At 39.6% G+C, this 26,269-nt stretch carries 22 protein-coding genes; 14 read left to right on the top strand and 8 right to left on the bottom strand.

The annotated features are described in order from the left end of the window. Positions 1-95: 95 nt before the first annotated feature. Together AC2117_RS01945 and AC2117_RS01950 are read left to right on the top strand one after the other, a co-directional pair. A complete protein-coding gene (locus AC2117_RS01945; RefSeq protein ID WP_133971582.1) occupies positions 96-998 on the top strand; it encodes a DMT family transporter in 903 nt (300 codons plus the stop codon). Between the two features lie 67 nt (positions 999-1,065). Further along, entirely contained in the window at positions 1,066-1,350 is a 285-nt protein-coding gene (locus tag AC2117_RS01950; RefSeq protein WP_133971583.1) for a YciI family protein, read from the top strand. A 72-nt stretch (positions 1,351-1,422) separates the two neighbouring features. On the opposite strand, the gene AC2117_RS01955 is transcribed toward AC2117_RS01950, so the two are convergent. From AC2117_RS01955 to glyQ, 3 genes are all read right to left on the bottom strand, one after another. Then, on the bottom strand, positions 1,423-2,253 hold the full coding sequence (locus AC2117_RS01955; protein ID WP_133971585.1) for a hypothetical protein: 831 nt from the start codon (positions 2,251-2,253) through the stop codon (positions 1,423-1,425). Positions 2,254-2,487: 234 nt separating this feature from the next. Beyond that, positions 2,488-4,557, bottom strand: a complete 2,070-nt coding sequence (gene glyS / locus AC2117_RS01960) for a glycine--tRNA ligase subunit beta (protein ID WP_133971587.1) — start codon at positions 4,555-4,557, stop codon at positions 2,488-2,490. After that, positions 4,557-5,534: a glycine--tRNA ligase subunit alpha gene (gene glyQ, locus AC2117_RS01965; protein WP_002044989.1), complete on the bottom strand. Its 978-nt coding sequence runs from the start codon at positions 5,532-5,534 to the stop codon at positions 4,557-4,559. The genes glyS and glyQ overlap by 1 nt, the downstream gene beginning before the upstream one ends. A gap of 772 nt (positions 5,535-6,306) precedes the next feature. Between glyQ and AC2117_RS01975 the strand changes: the two genes are divergently transcribed. From AC2117_RS01975 to AC2117_RS01985, 3 genes are all read left to right on the top strand, one after another. Beyond that, positions 6,307-7,569 carry a putative DNA modification/repair radical SAM protein gene (locus tag AC2117_RS01975; protein WP_133971591.1) on the top strand — a complete coding sequence of 421 codons (1,263 nt, stop codon included), beginning with the start codon at positions 6,307-6,309 and terminating at the stop codon, positions 7,567-7,569. A 2-nt stretch (positions 7,570-7,571) separates the two neighbouring features. Then, on the top strand, positions 7,572-8,369 hold the full coding sequence (locus AC2117_RS01980) for a TIGR03915 family putative DNA repair protein (RefSeq protein WP_133971593.1): 798 nt from the start codon (positions 7,572-7,574) through the stop codon (positions 8,367-8,369). A gap of 131 nt (positions 8,370-8,500) precedes the next feature. Further along, complete coding sequence (locus tag AC2117_RS01985) at positions 8,501-9,601, top strand: HPP family protein (RefSeq protein ID WP_004639579.1); 1,101 nt, start codon at positions 8,501-8,503, stop codon at positions 9,599-9,601. Positions 9,602-9,668: 67 nt separating this feature from the next. Here AC2117_RS01985 and AC2117_RS01990 read toward each other — a convergent pair whose 3' ends face one another. Next, complete coding sequence (locus AC2117_RS01990) at positions 9,669-9,923, bottom strand: PspC domain-containing protein (protein ID WP_005038434.1); 255 nt, start codon at positions 9,921-9,923, stop codon at positions 9,669-9,671. Between the two features lie 251 nt (positions 9,924-10,174). Here AC2117_RS01990 and AC2117_RS01995 point away from each other — a divergent pair, with 251 nt between their 5' ends. Continuing rightward, positions 10,175-10,822 (top strand): hypothetical protein, encoded by a 648-nt coding sequence (locus tag AC2117_RS01995; protein WP_133971595.1) that lies wholly within the window; start codon positions 10,175-10,177, stop codon positions 10,820-10,822. Between the two features lie 74 nt (positions 10,823-10,896). Here the strand turns inward: AC2117_RS01995 and AC2117_RS02000 are convergent, their stop codons facing one another. Continuing rightward, positions 10,897-12,720: an acyl-CoA dehydrogenase C-terminal domain-containing protein gene (locus AC2117_RS02000; RefSeq protein WP_133971596.1), complete on the bottom strand. Its 1,824-nt coding sequence runs from the start codon at positions 12,718-12,720 to the stop codon at positions 10,897-10,899. A gap of 256 nt (positions 12,721-12,976) precedes the next feature. Between AC2117_RS02000 and AC2117_RS02005 the strand changes: the two genes are divergently transcribed. Then, complete coding sequence (locus AC2117_RS02005) at positions 12,977-15,331, top strand: hypothetical protein (RefSeq protein ID WP_133971598.1); 2,355 nt, start codon at positions 12,977-12,979, stop codon at positions 15,329-15,331. Positions 15,332-15,376: 45 nt separating this feature from the next. Here the strand turns inward: AC2117_RS02005 and aroE are convergent, their stop codons facing one another. The 3 genes from aroE to ribA all read right to left on the bottom strand — a co-directional run bounded on the left by aroE (position 15,377) and on the right by ribA (position 18,026). After that, positions 15,377-16,165 (bottom strand): shikimate dehydrogenase, encoded by a 789-nt coding sequence (gene aroE / locus AC2117_RS02010; RefSeq protein WP_133971600.1) that lies wholly within the window; start codon positions 16,163-16,165, stop codon positions 15,377-15,379. 179 nt (positions 16,166-16,344) lie between these two features. Next, a complete protein-coding gene (gene hemF / locus AC2117_RS02015; RefSeq protein WP_133971602.1) occupies positions 16,345-17,295 on the bottom strand; it encodes an oxygen-dependent coproporphyrinogen oxidase in 951 nt (316 codons plus the stop codon). Positions 17,296-17,423: 128 nt separating this feature from the next. After that, entirely contained in the window at positions 17,424-18,026 is a 603-nt protein-coding gene (ribA, locus tag AC2117_RS02020; protein WP_133971604.1) for a GTP cyclohydrolase II, read from the bottom strand. Between the two features lie 303 nt (positions 18,027-18,329). Between ribA and dxs the strand changes: the two genes are divergently transcribed. The 7 genes from dxs to AC2117_RS02055 all read left to right on the top strand — a co-directional run bounded on the left by dxs (position 18,330) and on the right by AC2117_RS02055 (position 26,260). After that, a complete protein-coding gene (dxs, locus tag AC2117_RS02025; RefSeq protein WP_133971606.1) occupies positions 18,330-20,234 on the top strand; it encodes a 1-deoxy-D-xylulose-5-phosphate synthase in 1,905 nt (634 codons plus the stop codon). A gap of 117 nt (positions 20,235-20,351) precedes the next feature. After that, the gene (locus tag AC2117_RS02030; RefSeq protein WP_133971607.1) at positions 20,352-21,182 is read left to right on the top strand and encodes an inositol monophosphatase family protein; all 831 of its coding nucleotides are present in this window, start codon (positions 20,352-20,354) and stop codon (positions 21,180-21,182) included. 405 nt (positions 21,183-21,587) lie between these two features. Beyond that, the gene (locus tag AC2117_RS02035; protein ID WP_133971609.1) at positions 21,588-23,588 is read left to right on the top strand and encodes a DEAD/DEAH box helicase; all 2,001 of its coding nucleotides are present in this window, start codon (positions 21,588-21,590) and stop codon (positions 23,586-23,588) included. A 106-nt stretch (positions 23,589-23,694) separates the two neighbouring features. After that, the gene (locus AC2117_RS02040) at positions 23,695-23,904 is read left to right on the top strand and encodes a hypothetical protein (RefSeq protein WP_133971611.1); all 210 of its coding nucleotides are present in this window, start codon (positions 23,695-23,697) and stop codon (positions 23,902-23,904) included. 90 nt (positions 23,905-23,994) lie between these two features. Continuing rightward, a complete protein-coding gene (locus AC2117_RS02045; protein WP_133971613.1) occupies positions 23,995-24,813 on the top strand; it encodes an ABC transporter ATP-binding protein in 819 nt (272 codons plus the stop codon). Further along, positions 24,810-25,589, top strand: a complete 780-nt coding sequence (gene mlaE, locus AC2117_RS02050) for a lipid asymmetry maintenance ABC transporter permease subunit MlaE (protein ID WP_005038455.1) — start codon at positions 24,810-24,812, stop codon at positions 25,587-25,589. Before AC2117_RS02045 ends, mlaE begins: the two co-directional genes overlap by 4 nt. Further along, complete coding sequence (locus AC2117_RS02055) at positions 25,589-26,260, top strand: outer membrane lipid asymmetry maintenance protein MlaD (RefSeq protein ID WP_133971615.1); 672 nt, start codon at positions 25,589-25,591, stop codon at positions 26,258-26,260. Before mlaE ends, AC2117_RS02055 begins: the two co-directional genes overlap by 1 nt. Positions 26,261-26,269: the final 9 nt, after the last annotated feature.

The following is a 26,269-nucleotide window of genomic DNA, read 5'->3' on the forward strand; positions in this document are numbered from 1 at the left end:
CTTTTAATGAATATTTAACTCAATATAAGTTAATTTTATTCAACTATCCATGCGCATATGATGAAAGAGTTCCTTTCCATTAGTGCAGACTTAGCATGGCAATTTCTCTTGCTGCTGAAACACAGCCTCCGGCAATTAAGCTTTATTTGTGTATTGCTGTGACCGTCTTTTGTTGGGGTTATTCACCTATTGGCGTACATAGTGCTCTGCATTCATATACACCGCAGCATATTGCTTTGCTCCGCTTCTTGATTGCCTCAGTTTTCTTACTACTTTTGGTCATGAAAAAAGGAATTCAGCCTTTAAAGTGGAAAGATATTCCTGCACTTGGTGTATTAGGATTTTTCTCTGTGACCTTGCATCACTTACTTATAAATACGGGACAGCAATATGTGAGTGCGGTTGCATCCAGCATTTTGAGCCAATCCATTCCGCTATTTACCTTTATTATTTCAGCTTTACTTTTTAAAGAGCAAATCCGCTTCAAACAGTGGTTGTGTATTTTATTGGGGCTTTGCGGTGCTGTATTAGTGGTCAGTGGAGATCATGGTCTTGGCGTGCCAAGTCCTTATAGTTTATTAATTGTTTTAGCTGCAATTGCATGGGGTCTTTATTTTAATTTATATAAAAAATTTGCTTTAAATTATGATGCTCTGAGCATGATGTGTTACATCATTTGGTTCGGAACCATTCCTTTACTATTTTATAGTGCTCATTTACCTAATGAAATTTTGCATGCTACTTGGCAGGCCAATATGTCGATTGTCTTGTTGGGTATTTTCCCAAGTGCGATGGCTTATGTATTTTGGGGATATGTACTTAAAAATATGCCGTTGACGATCGCATCGAATTTTTTGTATTGCTCGCCAATTGTCGCAATGAGTTTAGCAGTTCTCTTCTTAAATGAAAAACCATCAATGATTGTGCTGTTAGGTGGAGTGATTATTGTAGGGAGTTTGGTGTGGATGAATTGGGGGAATCGGCGTACCATCGAATAAGCTATAGATAATTAAACGATCTGTAGATTAATGCTATGTCATGCGCTAGTTGCTTTAAGAGAATGAAATGATTGTTGTTACCTTGACCTATAAAAAACCATTAGCCGAAGTTGATGCTGCACTAAAAGGGCATATTGCATTTTTAGACCATTACTATGAGCAGAGGAAATTTTTGGCATCGGGGCGTCGAGAAAATAGAGTAGGTGGAGTAATTTTAGTTTTAAGCTCTTCGATTCAAGAGGTCGAAGAGATCATGAAAAATGATCCGTTTTATATTCATGGCGTGGCTGATTATGATTTTATGTGGTTTGAGCCATCGAAAAGTTTAGAAGAAATTAAAGAGTTTGTTTAATTAAATGAGAGAACTACTTAATTTTAAGTAGTTCTCTCATCTATTTTATTGATATTTATTTAATAATTTATATTATTGTTCAACAATATAAATACTAGTTTGAAATACATCTCCCTTGCTTGTTTTAACTACACCAACACATAAATTGTTAGGAGATTGGATAAAAGAAAGTAAGGATGTATCTGCATTAGTTTTACAGCTCTTTTGCTTGTTCTCATCAAATGCTGTTAAATTTAATTGATGTTGTAAATCTAAAGTGAACACTTGGCTAAGAGCGCTAAATGCTTGATCTGCTTTTTGCATAAATAATAAATTATTATTGGCTTCCCATTCAGATAAAGAAATGCGCTCCTTACTTACATAGTGATATAAGCGTTTTGTGTCTGCATTATTATCTGCCGCATTTTTAAATTGAGTCTTTAAACCAAAATTTACTTTTACAATTGGTTTTTCACGAAAAGAAAGACGTGAATAAGGCACAATTTTGACTTCTGATGCCTGATTTAAACCTAGCAGTTTGAGTGTGGGATCTGCTTTATTTTGGGTAAAAGAGTCGGTAATTTTTTGTTGTATTAACTGGTCAAATTTAATAGGTTGATTAAGAGAGCTTTTTTCAATGGCTGAACTATTTGCACTTTTGTCAATTGCCATCGCAACACCTACTCCAATAAGACCAAACATTCCAGAAGCTGGGCTGGCCGAAGCATTGCTTGAATCACCAACTAATATTTGGCTGTTCTTTACAAAGTAATCGCCTGCACCTGATTCTGTCATTGAAGAAAGTTGTTCTGAAGAAACAGAAATAGATGTTTGTTTACCCGCAGCTGGATATTGAATAGACTTTGTTGTTGCACATCCAGTAAATAATAATGTTGATATAAGTAATAAATTTAAGTTTTTCATTGCAATGGTACTTTGTTAAGTTTGGTAATTATTTGTTCTAGTTTATTGAATTATGGATTAAATGTGAAGGTAGTAAATAATTCTTATTTATTACTTGATTGCAAAATAATCGTTTATAATTTTACTGAGCGAAATTCTTCAATAAGAAATCATTAAAAAACCATGTTTCCGATTTAAATCAAAAACATGGTTTTAATAAGACTTAATTATACAAAAATTAATTTCTATATAATTTTAACCCTGCAACACGCTCACATCAGCAATAGCAGTAAACAAGTTACGCAACTGAGCCAATAAACGTAAACGGTTTGCTTTCAGGTCGGCATCATCTGCCATGACCATTACACCATCAAAGAATGCATCAATCGGCGCACGAAGTGCTGCAAGCTTAGAAAGAGCAGCCGTGTAGTCTTTTGCCGCGAGTAATGGCTCAACCACAGGTGTCACTGCTTGAAGCTCAGCAAATAATGCTTTTTCAGCATCTTCAACTAAGTTTGCTTCAACTACAGAACCTTCTGGTGCTGCTTCTTTTGCAAGAATGTTAGCAACACGTTTGTTTGCAGCAGCAAGTGCAGCAGCTTCAGGCAGAGCACGGAAGTGGTTTACAGCATTTACACGCTTGTCAAAATCAAGTGGAGATTTTGGTGCAAGCGCTTGAACGGCTTGAAGCACATCAACAGCAACGCCTTGGTCTTCATACTTGGCACGGTAACGACCTTCCAAGAATGCAACAGCATCAGCACGCGTTTTGTCGTGGTCTTTAACGATGTCGCCATAACCTTGAAGTGCGAGATTTACCAGTTCTTCAATCGTTACGTCCAATTCATTTTCAATGATTAAACGTAAGATACCAATTGCTGAACGACGAAGAGCAAACGGGTCTTTAGAACCTGTAGGTGCTTGTCCAATACCGAAAATACCAACCAGCGTATCTAAACGGTCAGCAAGGGCAATCGTTGTACCAGTTTTGGTTTTTGGTAAAACATCGCCAGCGAATTTTGGTAAATATTGTTCGCCTAAAGCTTCTGAAACTTCAGCGTTTTCGCCTTCAATACGCGCATAGTAAGTACCCGCAATACCTTGAAGTTCTGGGAACTCACCAACAAGCTCTGAAGTTAAGTCGCATTTAGCAAGTAACGCAGCTTTTTCAGCATCTGCTGGGTTTGCACCAGTGATTGCAGATAATGCGACAGCAAGTTTTGCAATACGTGTCGATTTGTCCCAAAGCGTACCCAATTGTGCTTGGAATACCATGTTTGCCAATTTTTCTTTACGAGATGCAAGCGGTTGCTTTTGATCTTGTAAAAAGAAGAATTCAGCATCAGACAAACGAGGGCGAACAACTTTTTCGTTACCCTCAATAATTTGAATCGGGTCTTTAGACTCAATATTTGAAACAGTAATGAAGTAAGGTTGTAATTTACCTTCTGCATTGATCAAACAGAAATACTTCTGGTTGTCTTGCATTGTCGTAATGAGTGCTTCTTGAGGAACAGCAAGGAAGCGCTCTTCAAAGTTTGCACGAAGGGCAATTGGCCATTCAACGAGGCTTGTTACTTCATCAAGTAAGTCACTTGGAACAATCGCAGTTGCGTTAACTTCATCAGCTAACTTTTTCACTTGTTCTTGAATGGTTGTTTGACGTTTTTCAAAGTTAGCAACGACATATGCTTTTTCTAAAGCATCTAAGTAGTCATTTGCATGCGCTAAAGTCACAGCTTCAGGGGCATGGAAACGGTGACCATAAGTCACATTACCAGCTTTATGATCTTGAATAGTGGCGTCAACGATTTGGTCGTCTTTCAGTAAGAGAACCCATTTCACTGGACGTACAAATTCGGTACGGCTTGCAGCAGAACGCATACGCTTAGCAATTGGTAAGTTGTCTAGCGCAGTTTGTAAAATTTGTGGAAGTAAAGCGTCAAGGCTTTGACCTTTCACATCTTTTAAATAGCAAACTTTTTCAACTTTACCTGCTTGGAAAGTAGAAAGTTGGTCAACAGTAATCCCTTGACCACGCATAAAGCCTTCGAGTGCTTTAGTCGGTTTGCCTTCTGCATCGTAAGCCGCTTGAACAGCAGGGCCGTCAAAACGTTTTTGTGTATCAGCTTGAGCAGCATCAATATCAACAATTTTAAGCGCTAAACGACGTGGTGCTGCATAAGCTTCGATAGAAGCAAAATTTAAGCCCGCATCTTTTAAGCCTTTTACCGTTTCTGCCTGTAAAGCATCACGTAAGTTTTTTAAACTTTTCGGTGGAAGCTCTTCACAGCCAAGTTCGAATAAAACAGTATGTTTGCTCATTAGTTTTTCTCCGCCTTTGCTGCTTCACTTTCAGCTTGTGCTTTTAGCTGTGCCAATACTTCATCACGCAAGTGAGGTTCTGCCATTGGGAAGCCAAGTTCTGCACGTGCTTGTACATAACTTTGTGCAATTGCACGAGCTAAAGTACGGACACGTAAAATGTAGCGTTGACGCTCAGTCACAGAAATCGCGCCACGTGCATCAAGCAAGTTAAAGGTATGAGACGCTTTAACAACTTGCTCATAAGCAGGAAGAGAAAGTTTTGCTTCAATTAAACGGTTTGCTTCTGACTCGTAAAAGTCAAAGAGTTCAAATAGTTTTTCAACTGGAGCGTATTCAAAGTTGTAAGTCGATTGTTCAACTTCATTTTGATGGAATACGTCGCCGTAAGTTACAGTACCAAATTGGCCTTTGGTCCAAACAAGGTCATAAACCGAGTCTACGCCCTGAAGGTACATTGCAAGACGTTCTAAGCCGTAAGTGATTTCACCTGTTACTGGATAACATTCAACGCCACCTACTTGCTGGAAGTAAGTGAATTGAGTCACTTCCATACCATTAAGCCAAACTTCCCAACCTAAGCCCCATGCACCTAGTGTCGGAGATTCCCAGTTGTCTTCTACGAAACGGATGTCGTGAGTAAGCGTATCAATCCCGATTGCTTTTAAAGAATCAAGATAAAGCTGTTGGATGTTATCTGGGTTTGGCTTAAGCACCACTTGGAATTGGTAGTAGTGTTGCAAACGGTTCGGGTTTTCACCATAGCGGCCATCTTTTGGACGACGTGATGGTTGAACGTATGCAGCATTCCAAGTTTCAGGCCCTAAAGCACGTAAGAATGTTGCAGTGTGGAATGTTCCAGCGCCCATTTCCATGTCGTACGGTTGTAGTACGACGCAGCCTTGTTCGGCCCAATAGTTTTGTAGGGCAAGAATTAAACCCTGAAATGTATCAATATGCGATATAGCACGACTCATGGTGCATCCACTGGAATCAAACAAAAATTGTGGTTAAGTATAAGGATTTTGGTGGTGAGTGGCAAAGGCTAGTTGGGGGATTACGTCCCGTTTTTTAAATGCTGTTTGAGATCTGCTCTGAGTAGTAATATCCAATAGATGACGGCATAGGTCAACGAAAATGGACCTAATACATAGAAGAATTCAATCACAAAGAGTTCAAACTGTTCTAGTGGTGCGAATATCAACATAAGTAAGGTTGGAATGACGTACGTAAGAAACAGCGCGCTTAGAATGACGGTAAAAAAATTAATACGATGATACCTATGTAATTTAAGTTGAACAAAAATGGCAGGAAAAAATACGAAGATGTAGTAGATAAGGAGTAAGAATCCAATAAATAATCCGAATTGAAAGATGAAGTTAAAATCAGGCAGTTCAAATCTAATAATGTTGGGGTAAAACATAAAAATAAGAAAAAAGATATAAATAGTGATGGAAGCATAGAGAGGTGTAGTCAATGACAAACATCTCCAAATTTGATCTTCATTTACATTTAAATTACGAAGGAGAAGTTTAAAAAAAGAAAAAATGGGATTCAGCATTGGTGTTGTACCCATACAAAAAAGCGAACCTCTTTTTATATCACAGCTTATTTGCTCAATTGCGATATTCCGTTTTATTTTTCGGGGGATTGTCACGTCACCTCATGACGCATAGCATACTTCACTGGATTAAATTTAAGAATGCAAAATGATATTTTTTAAACGATGCTATAAATGAGTCGTTTGATATGTCTGATCGCATTCGAGAAAAACTACAAATTCTTGCTGATGCTGCTAAATATGATGTGTCTTGTTCATCAAGTGGCAGCGACCGTAAAAATAAAGATAAAGGTTTGGGTGATGCCAGTCATTCAGGTATTTGCCATAGCTATACCGAAGATGGCCGTTGTGTATCTCTCTTAAAAATTCTATTTAGCAACGTATGTATTTTTGACTGCGCTTATTGTGTTTCACGTCGTTCTAATGACGTTCAACGTGCAGCATTTACGGTACAAGAGGTGGTGGACTTAACCATTAATTTTTATCGACGTAATTATATCGAGGGCTTATTTTTAAGTTCAGGTATTTTTAAATCGGCCGACCATACAATGGAGCGTATGCTTCAAGTCGTGAAGAAGTTGCGCCTTGAAGAAAATTTTAATGGCTATATTCACCTAAAAACCATTCCGGGAGCATCGCCTGAACTTATTCATGAAGCAGGTTTATATGCTGACCGGATGAGTATTAATTTAGAGATGCCGACTGAAATTGGGCTAAAGACTTTTGCACCAGAAAAATCTCATCAGGAAGTACAAAAAGATTTAGGGTTAGTACGTGACAGGCTCATCCAGCTTAAAGATGAACGTCAAATCATTAAGCATGTACCGAAATATGTACCAGCAGGGCAGACCACCCAAATAGTAGTTGGTGCTCATCAAGAGTCAGACCAAGATGTCTTGTTTATGGCAGACAAGCACTATAAAGAATTTAAGCTCAAACGGGTCTATTTTTCGGGTTATATCCCAATTAATACCGAAAATAATTACTTGCCAGCAGTGGGTTCTGCTCCGCCGTTACTTCGAGAAAACCGACTCTATCAAAGCGATTGGCTGATGCGTTTTTACGGTTTTCAGGTCAATGAAATCGTCAATGAAAAATTCCCAAACTTAGATCTGGATGTCGACCCAAAATTAAGTTGGGCTTTAAGGCATCCTGAACAGTTTCCAGTAGATCTAAACTGTGCAGATTATCAAATGGTTTTGCGTGTACCCGGCATTGGGGTGAAATCTGCCAAGAAAATTGTTCAGGCTCGTCGCTTTGGTAAAATCCACATCGATTTACTTAAAAAGTTAGGTGTCGCCTATCAGCGAGCAAAATTCTTTATCCACTGTGAAGACAGTCCAAAATTCCAAAAAGAACTGTCTTCAAGTTTTATTCGGCAGCAGATTTTAACGCAGGGTTCCTCGAAATATGTACAGCAGCTTTCGCCACAATTAAGCCTTGGGTTCTAGCGATGTTTAATGATGAAGTGGCTTACTATTTTGATGGTTCAATGGTTGGGCTGCTAAGCTGTATTTTTCGTGCATTTCAATTTAAAGAATTACAGGTCAGTCTTTGTTTGAATGATGCTGCTCAACATGGTTTATTTGCCGATAAAATTGAGGTTTCAAATAACCAGCAACATGCAGAGCGTGTGTGGTCCGCGCTACAAAAAAAGCTGTCATCATCTTCTTTAAGACAATTTTATTTTGCTTATTTATCTGAATCTTTAGATGCCTATCAGCATTTATTTAATTATTGTATTTATGTGTTTAGTAGCCATGCATCAGTAGAAAAAGACTATTCGCACTCAAGTGTTTTGGCTATTGCACAGTGGACGAAAAAGGTCGGACGAGAAAAGCATCGGATGGAAGCTTTTATCCGTTTTAAAAAAACCAAAGATGAGCTTTTTTTAAGTCTGGTTCGGCCCGATTTTAATGTTTTACCGCTTATTCAGCCTCATTTTAAACGACGTTACCAAGATCAGCGTTGGCTGATTTATGATGAAAAACGTAGGTTCGGGCTTTATTATGATTTACAGGAAATACATGAGGTTTCACTCGAAGCTTCTGAGGTTGACCGTAATTTAAAAAATGGAATGAGCCAGAGCTTTCAGCTCGAGCTAGATGAGCAAGAAGTTTTATATGACCAGCTTTGGAAGGATTATTTTAAAAGCGTTAATATTACAGAACGCCAAAATATAAAGCTTCATGTGCAATATTTACCAAAACGCTACTGGCGCTATTTAAATGAAAAATTAATTGAATATTAAAGTTTTAAAAGGGTGAAAGTTGGTTCAACAGGTTTTCTTCTCTTTGAAGATATAATTTAAATGCACTTTATGTGGCTTTGGGCGTATACTTTTGCCCGTTATAAATGACGGCATATCCCCAAAGGTGTACTGTGAGTGTTATACAGCGAGAATGGTTACAGATTTTAAAACCAAATTTTAAGGTTTTGCCTTTAAAAGAACGGTTGCTTTGCGGTGTTGGAGCACTCTGTGGTTTAGCAATTTCTTCCTTAATTAGCTGGTATGTTTTAGGTGGAATTAATGCCTGGTACATTGCACCCATGGGAGCTTCATCTGTTCTGTTATTTGCTGTGCCAACCAGTCCATTGGCTCAACCATGGAATGTGATTGTTGGTAATACGCTAGCCGGAATTATTGGGGTTGCCTGTGCACAGTGGATTCCTGATTTAACCACTGCTTTTAGTGTGGCTGTGGGTTTTGCCATATTTTTAATGATGACCACCGACTCTTTGCATCCACCAAGTGGTGCAGTCGCGATTACGGCTGTGTTAGGTGGTGCTGCAATTCATAAATTAGGCTTTTATTTCGTTTTTTATCCGGTTCTGCTCAACTCGTTACTTTTACTCGGTTTCGCCGTCTTTTTTAATAGATTAATTGGAAGACATTATCCAGTTACCGCACGTCTCAATGAGCGTAGCAAGGACCCAACACCGACTCAAAAAGTATCGATTCAACCGAAAGATATTGAGTACGCATTAGAGCACCACACTGAGTTGCTAGATATTAGCCAGTACGATTTAGAAAAAATTATTTTAGATGCACAAGAACATGCCAACGAACGCATAGTCAATCAATATACCTGTCAGGATATTATGAGCCGTGATGTGATTAAGCTGCATGAAGATGATGATATTCATCAGGCACTGGATAAGTTCAAGCATATTAACCTTATGAGCTTACCGGTGGTAAATGCTGACAATCATCTAGTAGGAACTTTAGCTTTATATGAAGTTGTGGAATGGTTTAAAGGTGCAGCGGACCCAAGAAACTCTTGGCAGCATTATGTGAAACAGATTATGAGTCATAGAGTGGTGACAGTATTGCCAACACAGCCTATTCAAGATCTTGTGCCTTATTTTGTCGAAAAATCTTTTAATTATATTCCAGTGGTCGAAGAGCGGAAGTTAATCGGAATGATCAGCCGCGCAGATATGATTGCTGCTTTACAACAACAGTTAAACCGTAAAATATAATCTAAAAAAACAGAGCAAAAAAAAGCTACGGTTGATTAGGGGATGCAACCGTAGCGACCAAAATTAATTAACGTGTTTGCTCTTCATGTATAGTTCGGACGGATTGTCGATAGCCTTCAATATGTTCTGGCTGTTTTTTCGGAATGACTAACCACAAAACCAGATAAACTAAGATTCCGGGAAAGGCCGCACTCATAATTGAAATCACAACAAAAATAATGCGTAGTAAAGTTACGTTCCAACCAAAACGTTCAGCAATACCACCCATTACACCGGCGATCATGCTATGTCGGTTCGAGCGATATAAACCAGAACTGGCCATCTAATTCTCCTTAAAAATAAAAAGTTACAAGGAATTGCTTATTCTCTTGCTTAATAAAAATATGGAGACGAAATAACGGTTTTAAAGTCTTCTAAAAAGTAAAATGGTTAAAATATGTAAAGGATTGGAATGAAGGAAACTAACATCAACTAAAATGCACCCTTTCAGGGCTTAAAGGTTTATGGCAGCAATGGGCTCGTGCCTGAAATGAATATAAACATGGTTGTTGCTGTTATCTGTGAATAATGTATATGTTTTTGAAGCGGTCTAGGTTTTTAGTTAAGCATTTGGTTGTAGGGACTATGATGTGCCTGACACTTAGTGCTTGCGACATAAACCATACCAACTCCAAAGATCACTCTAGTCCAAGTTCTAGTTCTACCGATGAAGAAAATTTAATAAAAAATAGTACATCTACAAAAACATTAGATTATGTGGCGGGACGTACTTTTCTACCTGAAGAAAATTTAGATCAAACCAAAAAATTAAGTGGAATTTCACTGCAATATGTAGGGCGATATCACACCCGAATTTCATGTGAGGATGCTTTTGCCGATTGTGAATCTGGAGAGGCGGAGTACATTTTAAATTTATTACCCAATGGATCGGCTTATTGGAATGTTATTCATTTTGGCCGAGTGGGAAGTAAAGATGGGGCTAAAAGTACTGCTGTAAATCAGTTATGTCCTGATTTAAATTGGAAAGTACATGAAAGAGAGCATGAGTTAACCATTCACTGTCCTTTATCTAATGTTAATTTTTATTTTAATGTTGATTCAAACAAAAGATTGATCGTGAATCTAGAAAAACTGTTTTATAGCGACTACGGTAAAAACCGTGAGTTTTTGGAACAAAACTATTTTGTTCCAAAGCAAGCTTATGTTCTGACTAAAGAATAAATATTAAATTTTTACTTGAATAAAAAAGAGCGCAATATGAATTGCGCTCTTTTCATTTCACGATTTAAAAATCATTAGTAGTCGAAGCTAAAGTGTTCAACTGGTAATGATGTTAATGTGCGAGAGGTTGTCACCATTGACTCGGCGTGACCTTGAGTACGAGGTAACATACGGTCAAAGTAGAAGTCTGCAACTTTGATTTTTGCCTTATAGAATTCAGGCGTTTCTGCACCATCACCTGCTTCAAGTTTCTCAGACGCAATGACTGCTTGTTGCGCCCAGAAGTAAGCCATCATCACGTAACCTGAGAACATCAAGAAATCTACAGAAGCAGAAGATACGATGTCACGGTCTTTACGTGCAGCAAGCATGATACGAACTGTTAAAGTGTTCCATTGAGCACAAAGCTTAGTTAAATCCCAAGCAAAACGACGTAAGTATTTATTACGTGCGTGTGCAGCACAGAATTTTAAGATTTCAGCAGTGTAGTCACGAACCACTTTACCTTTTGAGCTAAGCAATACTTTACGACCAATCAAATCAAGTGCTTGAATGCCTGTTGTACCTTCGTATAGCGTTGAGATACGAGCATCACGAGCGATTTGTTCCATGCCCCATTCTTTAATGTAGCCATGACCGCCATAAACTTGCATACCGTTGTTTGCAGCTTCTAAACCAAGTTCAGTCAAGAAACCTTTCAAAATTGGTGTGTAGAAACCAAGTTTATCATCGTAGTCTTCGTAAGCAGCTTGGTCACCACGTGTTAATGCATCTGTCATTTTGTCTGCAAGTTTTGCAGCATGATAGATCATTGAACGGCCACCTTCAGCAATTGCTTTTTGAGTCAACAACAGGCGACGTACGTCAGCATGATGAATAATGGCATCTGCAACTCTTTCAGGTTCTTTTTTACCAGAAAGTGCACGCATAGACATACGATCTTTCGCATAAGGTAATGCACCTTGGAACGATAACTCAGCGTGCGCAATACCTTGAACAGCAGTACCAATACGTGCTGTATTCATGAAGGTAAACATTGCATGTAAACCTTTGTTGACTTCACCGATTAAATAACCAGTGGCATTATCAAAGTTTAGTACAGCAGTTGCAGAAGCACGGATCCCCATTTTGTGTTCGATTGAACCACAGGTCACTGCATTACGTTCACCGATACCACTATCAGCAGTAGGGATGAATTTAGGTACGATAAATAATGAAATACCACGAGTACCAGCAGGTGCATCTGGAAGACGTGCAAGTACGATGTGAATAATATTTTCAGTTAAATCATGTTCACCGGCAGAAATGAAGATTTTTGTACCAGAGATTTTATAAGTGCCATCTGCTTGAGGTTCAGCTTTAGTTTTAACTTGTCCTAAGTCTGTACCACATTGAGGTTCGGTTAAGCACATTGTGCCGCTCCAAGTTCCTTCAACAAGTTTAGGCATATACGTTTGTTTTTGCTCATCAGTACCGAATTGCAAGATGGTATTCATACAACCCGAACTTAAGCCTGGGTACATGGTAAATGACCAGTTTGCAGTACCCATCATTTCTGATTTGATGAGGTTTAAAGACATTGGTAGGCCTTGACCACCAAATTCTTCTGGATAAGAAAGACCTTGCCAACCACCCATAACGAACTGGTCATAAGCTTCTTTAAAGCCTTTAGGTGTAGTTACTTCGCCGTTGTCAAAATGGCAACCTTCTTCATCACCAGGCTGGTTAAGTGGCGATAATACGTTTTCACAATAATCTGCCGCACCTTCAAGAATCATATCAACGGTATCTGGATCTGCATTTTCACCATTTGATAAAGTTTTGTAGTGAGCAGGGTAATCTAATACTTCATTCATTAAGAAGCGAATATCGTGTAGCGGGGCTTTATATGCTGGCATGGCTTTAATCCTAATTTTGAATCATTGTGGGATTATCTGAATCGATGATTTGATTATTCACTCGCATGATAAAAATACAATGATAATCACATCCGAAAGAAATGTCAGAAAAGCGAATTTTGTCGAAAATAAATACACCTGAAAATACATTTTCTGCTACATTCAGGACTTATACTTTTATGTGAAAAAACAACTATTTTTTTATTTTTAGCAAGTTTTGCTAAAAAGATAAAGCGATAAGGTTTTAAAAAAGGTTATGCATTTAAAATATCTCAGTTTATGTTTATTCAGTTTGGGTTTGACCGCATGTGCGCAGCATAGCCTACGTCCATCAGTGGCACCTGCTAATTTAGATCAAAAAGTCATTCAGGGTATGAATGCAATGTATGAATACCCAAGCTATGACTACCGCGGGCATTTTAAAGTTAATGTTGATTCAAATCAGCCCAACAAAATAAGCACTGTAGAGAAAAGTGCTCAACTTGATGCTGAAGTACAAAAAAAAGTAGATCAGTATTTACGTGAACAAAAAATTAATTTGAATAAAAAACAGAAGCAGGCGCTCTATGCCGCAATTGCAAATGAGCAATCTGTTTCGGGTGTATCTGGTGAATCACGTTCAGAAAAAGTAAATGCCGTTTTAATCAATTTATTAAATGATCTCCAATTTAGTTACGATGGTTCAGTTCATTATCGTCAAAAAATGGGGTCTTTAAACCTCACTGCAAGATATGAAAAACCGACTTTGCTCGTGCAGGCAAAATTGCCAATGGTGCTTGATCTGAAGGATTATAAGTTTTACGTTAATTATTTCGGATTAATGCCTTATTTAGTTAATAAAGATAATCAAAACAACTTAGCCTATGTCGATTTTTCGAAATATAAAGATCTGTTTACGAACGTCGATATGAAGAAGTTTGTTGAATATGCGAAGGCTTCTGGCGCCGTGTCTTATCGTTTGGCTGATCCGCAAAATTTACAACGTTTACCAATTACAGACGCTGACCGTAAGGCAGGAATTGTAGAAAAAATTCGTTTAAAGGATACGGTTGAGGAGTTACTGCTACAAGTTGATCTATATGGTCAAGTCAATGAAAAATACCTGCAAAAAAGTGTTTTAGGATTTGATGATCAAAAGATTGCTGAATCTATAGCAACTGAACTTGCTGCTTCTGAAGCTAAGAAAAAGTCAGGTGGTGCCGAAGGGCAGAAGGTTTCTTCTGAAGATGCAGCAGCAGTCAGCCAACAACTTTACTCACTTATTAACGCTCATTTTGGCGGTACATTGGCTTCTGGGGAAGGTGATGAAGAACAATCAAGTGCAGCTCAAGATGCAGCGGCGGCAGCAGAGGAAGCTTCTGCTTCAGGTCAAGATGAGGATGCTGCTGATGTTGCGGTAGCGGATGCCGAACAAACTACCCAAGATGAAGAAGGTCCAACCCTTACAGAAGAACAATGTGTTGAGTTACAGACCCTTAAAAAACCAGTAGTTTTAGGGGATATTAATTACTGTCAAATATATGGTGTTGATGTTCTTGATCAAAGCACAGAGAGTACCCAAAAAACTCAGATCAAGTCTCGTCAAGCTGCTTTAAAACAAACTTTTGCTGCTTATGATCAGAACCAGTTTGTGAATGATGAAGCATTCAAAGCTTTATGGTTAAAGCATAAAGCAGAGATCGAACAAGCTTTACCAAAACAAAGAAATCCAATTACGATTGATGTTGGACTCGATGAAAAAGGCCGTGCAGTCAACGTAGATTACGATATTGCATATACACCTGCTGAATTTAACCATCGCTTTAATATTAAAGCAGACATGCAAATTCTAAATTATGGTAAAGCAACTTCAATTGACCAGCAGCAGCTTAAACAAGCTAAATCAGTTGCTGAAGCAAGTAAGGGTTCTTTATTTGAAAACTTTGTAAAAGGCTTTAGTGAAAAACTTGGGCAAAGTGATGTTTCTGAACATCCAGTTGGTTCACATAGCGATGTACAAGATCTAGATTCGAGTCTGGCGCTGTTGGCTAACCAAACTTATGATGCAACGCATGCTTATGACAAAACGTATAAGGCTGTGTTTATTGCAAAACTGACTGCCGAAAAACCGTCATATATTAATTATTACTCAGTTCAACAGTTGCAAGAAATTGCGGAAGTTTATGCTTATTGGTTCTCAGAAGAAGAAACCTACAACCCTCAAGGTAAGGCTTTAGAGCATATTGAGGGATTACAGAAAAAGCATCATCTTGAACAAGAAGACCAATTTGATAATGAGTTAGGTCGTGCTGTAGACCGTATTGTGATTACAACGATACAAGGTAAAGCAGGGCGTGAAGCATGGCAAAAATTGCAGAAACAATATAAACAACCTGAGCAGCTTTTCTCGAAACAATATCAATTAGAATTTGAACAACAAAATGGTGCTTCTGCTGAAGAAAAACAATTGTTGTCACAAACTGCTGATATTTTAGGGAAGGTGTATGTTGCTGCACGTAAACAACAGCTTACGGAAAAAACAATTCAGAATTTAAAACCTGAACATAATGAGTTTATTGATTATGAGATTTTCCGAGATGTTTATCAGCAAATGGTTGCGACCAAAAAATAATAAATGAAATAAAAAAAGAACCTACTTAAAGTAGGTTCTTTTTTGTTATAGAAAATCTTTTAATTCAGGTCTTACGCCATTCCAGATATAGAAGGCTTCAATTGCCTGCCCCACTAACATGCCGAAACCTTCAGAGTAGGGCACATTGCGTTGTTTAGCTTGCTCAAGGAAGCTAGATGGTTTGCCATATGCCATTTCATAGGCATGTTCGAATTGTAAATTTTCAGGAAGCTGTAGAGCATCACCTGAAAGGCTTGCAGAAGTTGCATTAATCACAATGTCAAATCTCCCTTCTAGCTCATTGAGGGAAATTGCTTGTAATTGAGTTTGTGGAGCTGCAGCGTTTAAGTCATCTACAAGTTGTTCAGCACGGGCTAGAGTACGGTTTGCAATCACAATCTTCTTCGCGCCAGCCTGTACGAGTGGGTAAATAACACCACGAGTTGCACCACCAGCCCCTAAAATTAAAATAGTTGTATTTTCTAGATTCCAATCTAAAGCTTGAATCGCGGCAACTAAGCCCTGACCATCAGTATTATCGCCGTGCAATTTGCCATTTTCCATCCATAATGTATTCACCGCTTTCGCAATCTGAGCACGTTCGGTTAACACATCGCATAAAGCAAAAGCCTGTTCTTTAAATGGAACAGTAACGTTCATGCCACTTCCGCCTTCTGCAAAGAAACTACGCATACTTGGCTCAAAACCATCAAGAGGGGCAAGACGTTTTTGATAGTTCAGGTCAACACCTGTTTTTTGAGCAAAAGCATGATGCAATTCAGGAGAACGTGATTGTTCGATCGGGTTGCCAACTACTGCAAACTGTTTGGTCATTCTTATATCCAAAATTTTAAAATGGCATGAAGCAGATAAAACCTATACTGAATATTCAGCAGGCTTCACTATAAGCCAAATTGGAATCAGAAAAAATATTTGAATAGAAACAAAGAAGTTGAAAATAAAAAAGGAGATTCTTTAGGGTGGAAGCCAAAGAATCTCCAAAAAGCAAAAAATTAAGCGACTTTTTCTTTTGAATTTAGCCAATCACGTGGTTTTAAGTAATAGTCAGTCAAACGTTTTTCTGGAGAGTCTTCATCCCATTCAGGACGATAAGACCAACCTGCAAGGTTAGGTAGACTGACTAAAATAGATTCGATACGTCCACCTGTTTGTAAACCAAACAATGTTCCGCGGTCATACACTAAGTTGTATTCAACATATCTACCACGACGGTAAAGCTGAAACTCTCGTTGGGCTTCGGTATAAGGTTGTTCACGATGTTTTTCAAAAATCGGCAAGATGGCATTTAAATAGCCATTACCGACAGCTTGAATATATTTAAAGCAGGTTTCGAAATCCCAGCCATTGAGATCATCAAAAAATAAACCACCGACGCCACGTTGCTCATCACGATGTTTTAAATAGAAGTAATCGTCACACCATTTTTTATGTTCAGCATAGACATTGTCACCAAAAGGCTGACACAGGTCGTAAGCGGCTTGATGCCAATCGATAACATCTTGTTCATCTGGATAAAACGGTGTTAAGTCAAAACCACCGCCAAACCACCAAATTGGATCTTGTCCTTCAGGCTCTGCAACGAATAAACGTACATTGGCATGAGAAGTTGGAATATTCGGATTTTTAGGGTGAATCACTAACGAAACACCAAGTGCTTGTGCTTTCGCGCCAGCAATTTGGGGGTGACGTTCTGTAGCAGAAGCGGGAAGTTTACTAATGTTGATGTGAGAAAACATCACACCACCTTTTTCAATCACTGTACCATTTTGCAAAACTCGCGAACGGCCACCGCCACCTTCTGGGCGCTCCCAATCATCAATAATAAATTCACTCGTACCGCCACCAGCTTTTTCTTGTTGTTCTAAACCAGTACATATACGGGCTTGTAAATCGAGGAGAAATTCGCGGACACGTTGAATATCTGTGGAAGTCGGATGTTGCATAATGACCCTCAAAGATGATTGAGATAGGAGATAGATACATCAAAGCACAAAACCATAAAAAAAGTAAGGGATTTTTAAGAAATGTCTTAGAAATCCCTTCCAATTATTTTTAAATTTATAATTTTGGTTTAAAAATCATCTTTTTGATAAAGATGATCCATACGTTCACGTTTGGTTTTTAAATATTCTTCATTAAAAGGGTTGCGCCCAACGGTTAATGGAACGCGGTCAACAATATTAATTCCTTGATCTTTGAGCGCCTGAATTTTCAAAGGATTATTGGTAATTAACTTAACTTCTTTCACTTCTAAATGATCTAGCATGATGCTACACATATCGTAACGACGTGCATCGGCAGGTAAATTTAAAAGTAAATTAGCATCTACGGTGTCATGTCCCTGATCTTGTAAAGCATAGGCGCGAATTTTATTCGTTAGTCCAATACCACGACCTTCTTGACGTAAATATAAAATAACACCTTGGCCTGCATCGTTGATGAGCTTTTGAGTTGCCTGCAATTGGGGACCACAGTCGCATTTTAATGACGCAAAAGCATCACCTGTTAAACATTCTGAATGTACACGAACTAAAACAGGGCCTGTGGGTGGTTTTTCTAACCCTTTAGAAAGTGCCACATGTTCTTCACCTGATACCGGATCTTGAAAAACAGAAATATTGAATTCACCAAAAGCGGTCGGGAGTTTTGATGTTGCAATGAACTCTATAGGCACAGATTAACTCATCTTTTAACCGAAAACGGTTTAAAGTATAGCGTAATGCTGAGAGATTGGTCGAATTGTCATAATGATTTTGCGTATGAAGGTTTTCTTTTTTGTATAAAGAAGACGATAATAGTTGATAAATAGTCAGATTATTCAGGATAATCTGCCAACCATACCCATGATGTATGAGAGACTGCTTTGCATGACCTCGTTCGCAAATGTGGCTGATTGAAGGTGACTTCATTCGATTGTATGATCGACCCATTTTGACCCAGCTTAGGATTTGCCAGGCTTATAAAGGCTTTGCCACATATGTTGTATACCGAAATTCCAACTCAACGCCCTGTTACGCCATTGTTAGATGCAATTGATCATCCTCAACAATTACGTCAGCTCGAGCATAGCCAATTGGTTCAAGTGGCTGATGAGTTGCGTCAATATATTTTATATGCAGCAGGCCAGAGTGGTGGCCATTTCGGTGCTAATCTCGGCGTGGTTGAGCTGACGGTTGCGCTGCATTATTGCTTTAACACTCCAAATGACCGATTAGTTTGGGATGTAGGACATCAGGCCTATCCGCATAAAGTCTTGACAGGTCGTCGTGAACAAATGACCACGATTCGATCTAAAAACGGTTTAGCCGCATTTCCAGCCAGAGAAGAATCAGTTTTCGATACATTTGGTGTAGGACATTCATCAACAGCAATTTCGGCTGGGCTAGGAATGTCGTTAGCACGTCGTTATCAAAACGACCCATGTGAAGTGGTTTGTATTGTCGGTGATGGCGCAATGACAGCAGGTATGGCATTTGAAGCCATGAACGATGCTGTTGCACATAATGCCGATTTAATTGTTGTGCTCAATGACAATGACATGTCAATTTCTTGTAGTACGGGCGGCTTTGCTAAACATTTGGCCGCAATTTGGGAAAAAGGCCATTTAGTTAACGTTAATGAAGATGGCGAAGCATATATACAGCCGCATCCAAAATGGACTTATAACTCTCGTTTGCATCAATCAGCAACAGATGCGGCCGATAACTTATTTAAAGCAATTGGTTTTGATTATTTTGGTCCATTCGATGGCCATGACGTAAATCAATTGGCCCAAGTATTTAATGCTCTGAAGAAACGTAAAGGTCCACGTTTAGTACACGTCTATACTAAAAAAGGTAAAGGTTTTATTCCTGCAGAAGCAGATCCGATTACCTATCATGCAATTAGCAAAATTAATGCAACCTCAGCAGGTAAAACACCACCTAAATATTCTGATGTATTTGGTCAGTGGTTATGTGATGAGGCGGCGCAAGATGAGCGTTTACTCGCGATCACACCGGCGATGTGTGAAGGCTCAGGCATGGTTCAATTTGCTAAAGAATTTCCACAGAGATTTTTTGATGTTGCGATTGCTGAACAGCATGCTGTAACACTTGCAGCAGGAATGGCTTGTGAAGGCTTAAAACCTGTTGTTGCAATCTATTCAACATTCTTGCAGCGTGGTTACGATCAGCTTATTCATGATGTTGCATTACAAAACCTTGATGTGACTTTCGGGATTGACCGTGCAGGTTTGGTTGGTGAAGATGGTCCAACTCATGCAGGTGCATATGATTATGCATACATGCGTACAGTTCCAAACATAGTCATCATGGCGCCTAAAGATGAAAATGAATGCCGTCAGATGCTTCATACAGCCTATACCTATAATGGGCCAGCTGCGGTACGTTATCCACGTGGTGCTGGTGTAGGTGTTGAAATTCAGCAAGAGTTGACCGCTATTGAATTAGGCAAAGCTGAAATCGTTGCTGAAGTAAAGACGAGCTGTGAAGAGCAGATTACAATTTTGGCATTTGGTAGCCGAGTGATGGTAGCTGTAGAGGCTGCTGAACAATTTGCACAAAAACATGATGTGGGTGTGCGTGTTGTAAATATGAGGTTTGTGAAACCACTTGATGAAAAAATGATTCGTGGTTTAGCTGAACACACTCATTTATTTGTCACTGTTGAAGAGCATGCTGTTATGGGCGGTGCAGGTAGTGCGGTTAATGAATTTATGGCGCAAGAACAAATTGTGAAACCTATTCTAAATTTAGGTTTGCCAGACTTGTTCTTACAACAAGCTTCACATGGACAAATGCTACAAGATTGCGGGTTAGATGCTAAAGGTATTTTGAGCTCAATTGAGCGAGCTTGGCTTAAGCTAAATCAGGTAGTTTAAGCCTTCATAAAAAATTTGAAACATTTTCCCCCTAAAAGCGCATATATTTGCTAAAATATCTGCGCTTTTATGCATTATTCTTTGTCAAAATCTTCAAATTTGTCTAGTGGGTGTTCAATGGAACCTATGGTGGTTATGGCTGCGCGTGCGGCTCAAACAGTTGGTCAAGAGCTTTTAAAAGCGCATCAAAATCGTCATAAACTCGATTTACAAGTTGAAGAGAAAGGCATTGATGGCCCGGTAACACGTCTAGATCGTTATTTAGAACAATTAGCGATTGATACGTTGCGTAAAAGTTATAAAAACCATAGCTTCTTAGGTGAAGAGTTTGGTTTACAAGAAGGTAAAGGCCATGATGCAGAGTGGTGCTGGGTAATTGACCCGCTTGATGGCACACAAAACTTTATTAATGGTTTTCCTCATTTCTGTATTTCTATTGCAGTTCAGCATAAAGGTGTTACTCAACACGGCGTAATCTACGATCCAGTACGTGATGAATTATTCTCTGCTAGCCGTGGTCGCGGTGCAGTTATGAATCAACGCCGTATTCGTGCCAATGTAAAAGATACTTTAGAAAATACATTCTTGGCAGTAGGCCATCCTTACCGTGCTAAACGTGATGGTGAAATCGTATCTTATGCAGAGCAGCACTTCGCATCATTATTAGCGGTTACTCAAGCAGGTGCACAAATCCGTCGTGGTGGTTCAGCTGCTCTAGATTTAGCATATGTAGCTGCGGGTCGTTTTGATGGTTTCTTTGAGCTTGGTTTAAAGCCATGGGATATTGCTGCTGGTGAACTTATTCTTAAAGAAGCAGGCGGTGCGGTTGTTGATGCACGTGGTGGCAATAACTCGTTTGAAAATGGTCAAGTACTCGCATGTTCGCTTAAAATGCTAAAACCGTTAATGCAAACAGTTGTTCCAGCTTGGGATAAAGCTGCAAAATAATTTAGTGTATTATAGATAAAACCCTCTTTAATCAGAGGGTTTTGTGTTTTTGGTAAAGAGTAAAATTAAATTAATTCTAGAAATATGTATAAAGTTGATTAAAACACATGACTTTTAATTTATTTCTGCTATAATCCGCCAACGCACTTAAATTTCCGTTCATTACCTGAACATTCTGTTCTATTCATTGTAAGCGCACGCTGTCCATAGAGAGGACCATTTCTTGCGCCCCGATCGCTCAGCGATTCTTCAGGTTCGGCCGTAATCAAGCATGCGTTTAGTCCACATCGTCGTTACTCGGATTGCCGCTGAATAAAAGTTTCAGCTCTTTTTGCTTTGCCGCTTTTTGCCGATGTCTATTTTGTATTTATTAAAAATGGAGCACCCACAAGGGTGAAACTCTCTATGAGCAAATCTTTTGCCGAATTTTCTTTGCATGAAACCTTACAACAAGCGCTTGAAGGTTTAGGTTTTACTACCCCAACTGCCGTGCAAGAACAAGCAATTCCTGCTGCTTTAGAAGGTAAAGACCTTCTCGTATCAAGCCAAACTGGTTCTGGTAAAACTGCAGCATTCTTACTTCCAACATTAAATGCTTTAGCTGGTCAAGAGTCTGCTGTACCGTTCAAAGACCGTATGAAAGCAGTGACTCAACCGAATATTTTGGTAATTTCACCAACTCGTGAATTGGCACAGCAAGTAAGTCAAGATGCAATTGCACTTGTACGTCACATGAAAGGTGTTCGTATTGCTGCCATTATGGGCGGTATGCCATTTGCAAAACAAATTCAACAATTAAAAGGCGCGCAAGTTGTTGTTGCAACACCTGGTCGTTTACTTGACTTGGTGAATCGTCGTCAAATTAAATTAGATCAAGTAGATGCTTTAATCGTTGATGAAGCGGACCGTATGCTTGACCTAGGTTTCTCTGAAGACTTAGAAGCAATTAGCGAATTAGCGGCTAACCGTAAACAAACATTAATGTTCTCTGCAACATTTGCTGATCGTATCATTCGTCTTGCATCATGCATGATGAAAGATCCTATGCGTATCGCAATTGAAACAGGTCATTCAACCAATACAGATATTACACAAACATTGCATTGGACTGATGGCTTTGAACATAAGAAAAAATTACTTACACATTGGTTAAGTGATGAAAGCTTAGATCAAGCTGTTGTTTTTGCTAGCACGCAAGAAGATACAGATATGTTGGCAGAAGAACTTGCTGAAGCAGGTCATTCTGTTGTTGCACTTCATGGTGCAATGCCACAAACAGTTCGTAACCGTCGTTTACGTAGTATTCGTGAAGGTCGTGCAAAAATCTTAGTTGCAACTGACGTTGCTGCTCGTGGTCTTGACGTTCCGACTATTTCTCACGTAATTAACTTCGGTCTTCCGATGAAGCATGAAGATTATGTACACCGTATTGGTCGTACTGGTCGTGCTGGTCGTACTGGTCAAGCAATTACTTTAGCGACTTATCGTGAACGCGGTAAGATTCGTGCACTTGAAGAATACTTAGAAGCACGTTTGAGTGTTTCTGAAATTGAAGGCTTAGAGCCATCTCCACCTCCTGCTCGTTCAGGTCGTGATGGCGGTGGTCGTGGCCGTAGTGGTAATGGCGGCGGTGGTCGTGATGGTCGTCGTAGTGGCGGCGGTGGTTTTGGTGGCGGTCGTCGTTTTGAAGGCGAAAGCAACTTTAAACGCCGTGAAGGTGGTGGTCGTGATGACCGTCCACGTCGTAGCTTCGATGATAAACCACGTGGTGAACGTCCAGCGTTTGGCGGTGGTGAAGATCGTCCGCGTCGCGAGTTCAATTCAGACCGTCCACGTCGTGAAGGTGGTTTTGAAGATCGTCCACGTCGTGAGTTCAGTGCAGATCGTCCACGTCGCGAAGGTGGTTTCAATGATAAACCGCGTTTTGAATCGAATGATGACAACCGTGGTAATCGCGTAGATTATAAACCACGTCGTGAAGGTGGTTTGAGTGACCGTCCAAAACGTAGTTTTGGTGGTGAAGACCGTCCACGTCGTAGTTTTGATGACAAACCACGCGGTGAGCGTCCAGCGTTTGGTGGTGAAGATCGTCCGCGCCGTAGTTTTGATGACAAACCACGTGGTGAGCGTCCAGCGTTTGGCGGTGGTGATGATCGTCCAAAACGTAGCTTTGGTGGTGGTGATGATCGTCCACGTCGTAGTTTTGATGACAAACCACGTGGCGAGCGTCCAGCGTTCGGCGGTGGCGATGATCGTCCAAAACGTAGCTTTGGTGGTGGTGAAGATCGCCCACGTCGTAGCTTCGATGATAAACCACGTGGTGAACGTCCAGCGTTCGGCGGTGGCGATGATCGTCCGCGCCGTAGTTTTGATGATAAACCGCCGCGTCGTAAATTCGACCGCTAATCAATATTTAGTTTGAAAAAAGGCCAGTAAAAATACTGGCCTTTTTTATTTTTCAGTTTTGTTATAAACTAACAAAATGTGAATTGGTTCAATTTTTTATTAAATAATGCGTAAAAGTAAGCGAAAAGAAACAGTAATGGCACAATTGAAGAATCTTTTGCTTCAGCATGGTTTGCCTTATCTTTTTATTGCACTCGTTTTGTGTAATGGTGTTTACTTTGCCTATGCTTTAATAAATGGAAGTTCTGTTGAGCAATTCCAAGCTTCTGAATTGACCTCTTTTTACGAATATACTTCTTCTATTTCTATAAAATAAGTTCGATTTGCTTTTGTCAAAATTACAACAAGTTTGCTAATTTTCAGTGTTATAGTATGCGTGCATAAAAGTGCAGGAACGATTGCCATTATGAATAATAAAACTCCTCTCTCGACTCAACCACTTATTGAAGTGAAAAACTTGAGTTTTAATCGAGGGGAACGCGTCATTTATGACAATATTAGTTTAAATATACGTCGAGGCCAGATTACGGCCATTATGGGACCTTCTGGTACAGGTAAAACAACTTTATTACGTCTGATTGGTGGACAGCTTGTTCCAGATCAGGGGGAAGTTTTACTCGACACTAAAGATATTGCCAAAATGTCTCGTCAGGAACTTTTTTCAGCCCGTGCACGTATGGGAATGTTATTTCAGAGTGGGGCTCTATTTACGGATATGTCCGTTTATGAAAATGTAGCGTTTCCAATCCGAGCGCATACTAAGCTTCCTGAAAATCTCATTGCTGAACTGGTTGCATTAAAACTCGAATCGGTGGGTCTGCGTGGTTCTGAACAATTAATGCCGACAGAACTTTCAGGTGGTATGAATCGTCGTGTGGCATTGGCTCGCGCGATAGCACTTGATCCCGATTTAATCATGTACGATGAACCTTTTGCAGGTCAAGACCCAATTGTGAAAGGTGTTTTGACACGTTTAATTCGTTCACTACGTGAAGCGTTAGATTTAACAACAATTATTGTTTCGCATGATGTCGCAGAAACATTATCGATTGCTGACTACATCTATGTGGTAGCTGAAGGAAAAATTCAGGGAGAGGGTACACCTGAAGAGTTGCAAAAATATGCTTCTCCATTTGTACACCAATTCTTAACAGGTTCGGCAGAAGGACCGGTTGAATACCAGTTTAGTCATCAAACTTATTTAAATAACGAGGTTCGTCCATGAATACGATTGCCTGGTTAGGTAGACTCGTTATTGAGCGGATTCGAGGCATTGGTGCTGCGGCACATATGCTCTTGCAGATTATTTTTTCATTTCCTACCAAGGGTGGCTTTGGTCGTTTCGGTTACCAAATGCACCGCGTAGGTGTGATGTCCTTACTTATTATTACCGTTTCTGGTTTGTTTATTGGTGCGGTTCTTGGCTTGCAGATGTATAGCATTTTGGTCACTTTCGGTGCTGAGTCGATGTTGGGTACAGCGATTTCATTAACACTACTCCGTGAGCTTGCTTCTGTGGTTGCTGCATTGCTATTTGCAGGACGAGCAGGTTCTGCATTGACTGCCGAAATTGGTTCAATGAAGCAAAGCGAACAGCTTGCCAGTATGGAAATGATCGGTGTTGACCCTTTAAAGCAAATCGTATCACCACGTCTTTGGGCAGGTATTGTCAGTTTGCCAATGTTAACTGTGATATTTGCAGCCATTGGTATTATTGGTGGCAAGATGGTCGGGGTTGACTTTTTGGGTGCTGATGAAGGCTCCTTCTGGAGTGGTATGCAAAATACAGTGCGTTTCTGGCATGACATTTTCAATGGCACGATTATTAAAAGTATTGTTTTTGCTTTGATTTGTACATGGGTTGCTGTATATCAAGGATATGCGTGTGATCCGACACCAGAAGGCATTGCAACGGCAATGACCCGGACGGTTGTGTATTCTTCATTATGTGTTTTAGGTTTTGATTTCGTGTTGACTGCGGTCATGTTCGGAGGGATTTAATGAAATCACGTAGTAGTGAACTGGCCGTTGGTGTCTTTGTTATTATCTTCGGTATTGCGTTGTTTTTTTTAGCGATGAAAGTCAGTGGTCTTGTTGGTACGAACTTAAGTGATAGTTATACCATGAAGGCTCAGTTTGATAACGTCAATGGGCTAAAGCCGCGCGCTAAAGTGACAATGAGTGGTGTTACAATTGGTCGTGTTGATTCAATTACGCTTGATCCAGTTACGCGTTTGGCTACCGTAACATTTGGTTTAGATGGCAAATTGACAAGTTTCAATCCTGAACAATTAAAAGAAGTTCAGAAAAATGCACTGGAAGAATTGCGTTATAGCTCGGATTATACGCAAGCTTCTCCAGAGCAACAAAAAACAATGGAACAGCAACTGACCAGTAACATGACGTCCATCACTAGTATTGATGAAGATGCTTATATAATGGTAGCAACGAATGGTTTGTTGGGTGAGAAATATTTGAAAGTTGTACCTGGCGGTGGTGTGAACTACCTGAAACGAGGTGACACGATTTCAAACACTCAAGGAACTATGGATTTAGAAGATTTAATTAGTAAATTTATTACTGGTGGCGGGGCTGGTAAAGTTGCTGCCGGTTCAGGCTCAACAGAAGCAGATGCTCCTGCAAGCAGTGCACAAGCATCATTTGTTGAGTAAAAGATTATT

The organism is Acinetobacter calcoaceticus, from assembly GCF_900520355.1.
GTDB classification, from domain to species: domain Bacteria; phylum Pseudomonadota; class Gammaproteobacteria; order Pseudomonadales; family Moraxellaceae; genus Acinetobacter; species Acinetobacter calcoaceticus_C.

Bases quoted from the DNA above. Each gene is read 5' to 3' on its own strand.
- AC2117_RS01945 (WP_133971582.1), top strand. From the start codon at position 96: ATGGCAATTTCTCTTGCTGCTGAAACACAGCCTCCGGCAATTAAGCTT.
- AC2117_RS01950 (WP_133971583.1), top strand. From the start codon at position 1,066: ATGATTGTTGTTACCTTGACCTATAAAAAACCATTAGCCGAAGTTGAT.
- AC2117_RS01955 (WP_133971585.1), bottom strand. From the start codon at position 2,253: ATGAAAAACTTAAATTTATTACTTATATCAACATTATTATTTACTGGA.
- glyS (WP_133971587.1), bottom strand. From the start codon at position 4,557: ATGAGCAAACATACTGTTTTATTCGAACTTGGCTGTGAAGAGCTTCCA.
- glyQ (WP_002044989.1), bottom strand. From the start codon at position 5,534: ATGAGTCGTGCTATATCGCATATTGATACATTTCAGGGTTTAATTCTT.
- AC2117_RS01975 (WP_133971591.1), top strand. From the start codon at position 6,307: ATGTCTGATCGCATTCGAGAAAAACTACAAATTCTTGCTGATGCTGCT.
- AC2117_RS01980 (WP_133971593.1), top strand. From the start codon at position 7,572: ATGTTTAATGATGAAGTGGCTTACTATTTTGATGGTTCAATGGTTGGG.
- AC2117_RS01990 (WP_005038434.1), bottom strand. From the start codon at position 9,923: ATGGCCAGTTCTGGTTTATATCGCTCGAACCGACATAGCATGATCGCC.
- AC2117_RS01995 (WP_133971595.1), top strand. From the start codon at position 10,175: ATGTTTTTGAAGCGGTCTAGGTTTTTAGTTAAGCATTTGGTTGTAGGG.
- AC2117_RS02000 (WP_133971596.1), bottom strand. From the start codon at position 12,720: ATGCCAGCATATAAAGCCCCGCTACACGATATTCGCTTCTTAATGAAT.
- AC2117_RS02005 (WP_133971598.1), top strand. From the start codon at position 12,977: ATGCATTTAAAATATCTCAGTTTATGTTTATTCAGTTTGGGTTTGACC.
- aroE (WP_133971600.1), bottom strand. From the start codon at position 16,165: ATGACCAAACAGTTTGCAGTAGTTGGCAACCCGATCGAACAATCACGT.
- hemF (WP_133971602.1), bottom strand. From the start codon at position 17,295: ATGCAACATCCGACTTCCACAGATATTCAACGTGTCCGCGAATTTCTC.
- dxs (WP_133971606.1), top strand. From the start codon at position 18,330: ATGTTGTATACCGAAATTCCAACTCAACGCCCTGTTACGCCATTGTTA.
- AC2117_RS02030 (WP_133971607.1), top strand. From the start codon at position 20,352: ATGGAACCTATGGTGGTTATGGCTGCGCGTGCGGCTCAAACAGTTGGT.
- AC2117_RS02035 (WP_133971609.1), top strand. From the start codon at position 21,588: ATGAGCAAATCTTTTGCCGAATTTTCTTTGCATGAAACCTTACAACAA.
- AC2117_RS02040 (WP_133971611.1), top strand. From the start codon at position 23,695: ATGCGTAAAAGTAAGCGAAAAGAAACAGTAATGGCACAATTGAAGAAT.
- AC2117_RS02045 (WP_133971613.1), top strand. From the start codon at position 23,995: ATGAATAATAAAACTCCTCTCTCGACTCAACCACTTATTGAAGTGAAA.
- mlaE (WP_005038455.1), top strand. From the start codon at position 24,810: ATGAATACGATTGCCTGGTTAGGTAGACTCGTTATTGAGCGGATTCGA.
- AC2117_RS02055 (WP_133971615.1), top strand. From the start codon at position 25,589: ATGAAATCACGTAGTAGTGAACTGGCCGTTGGTGTCTTTGTTATTATC.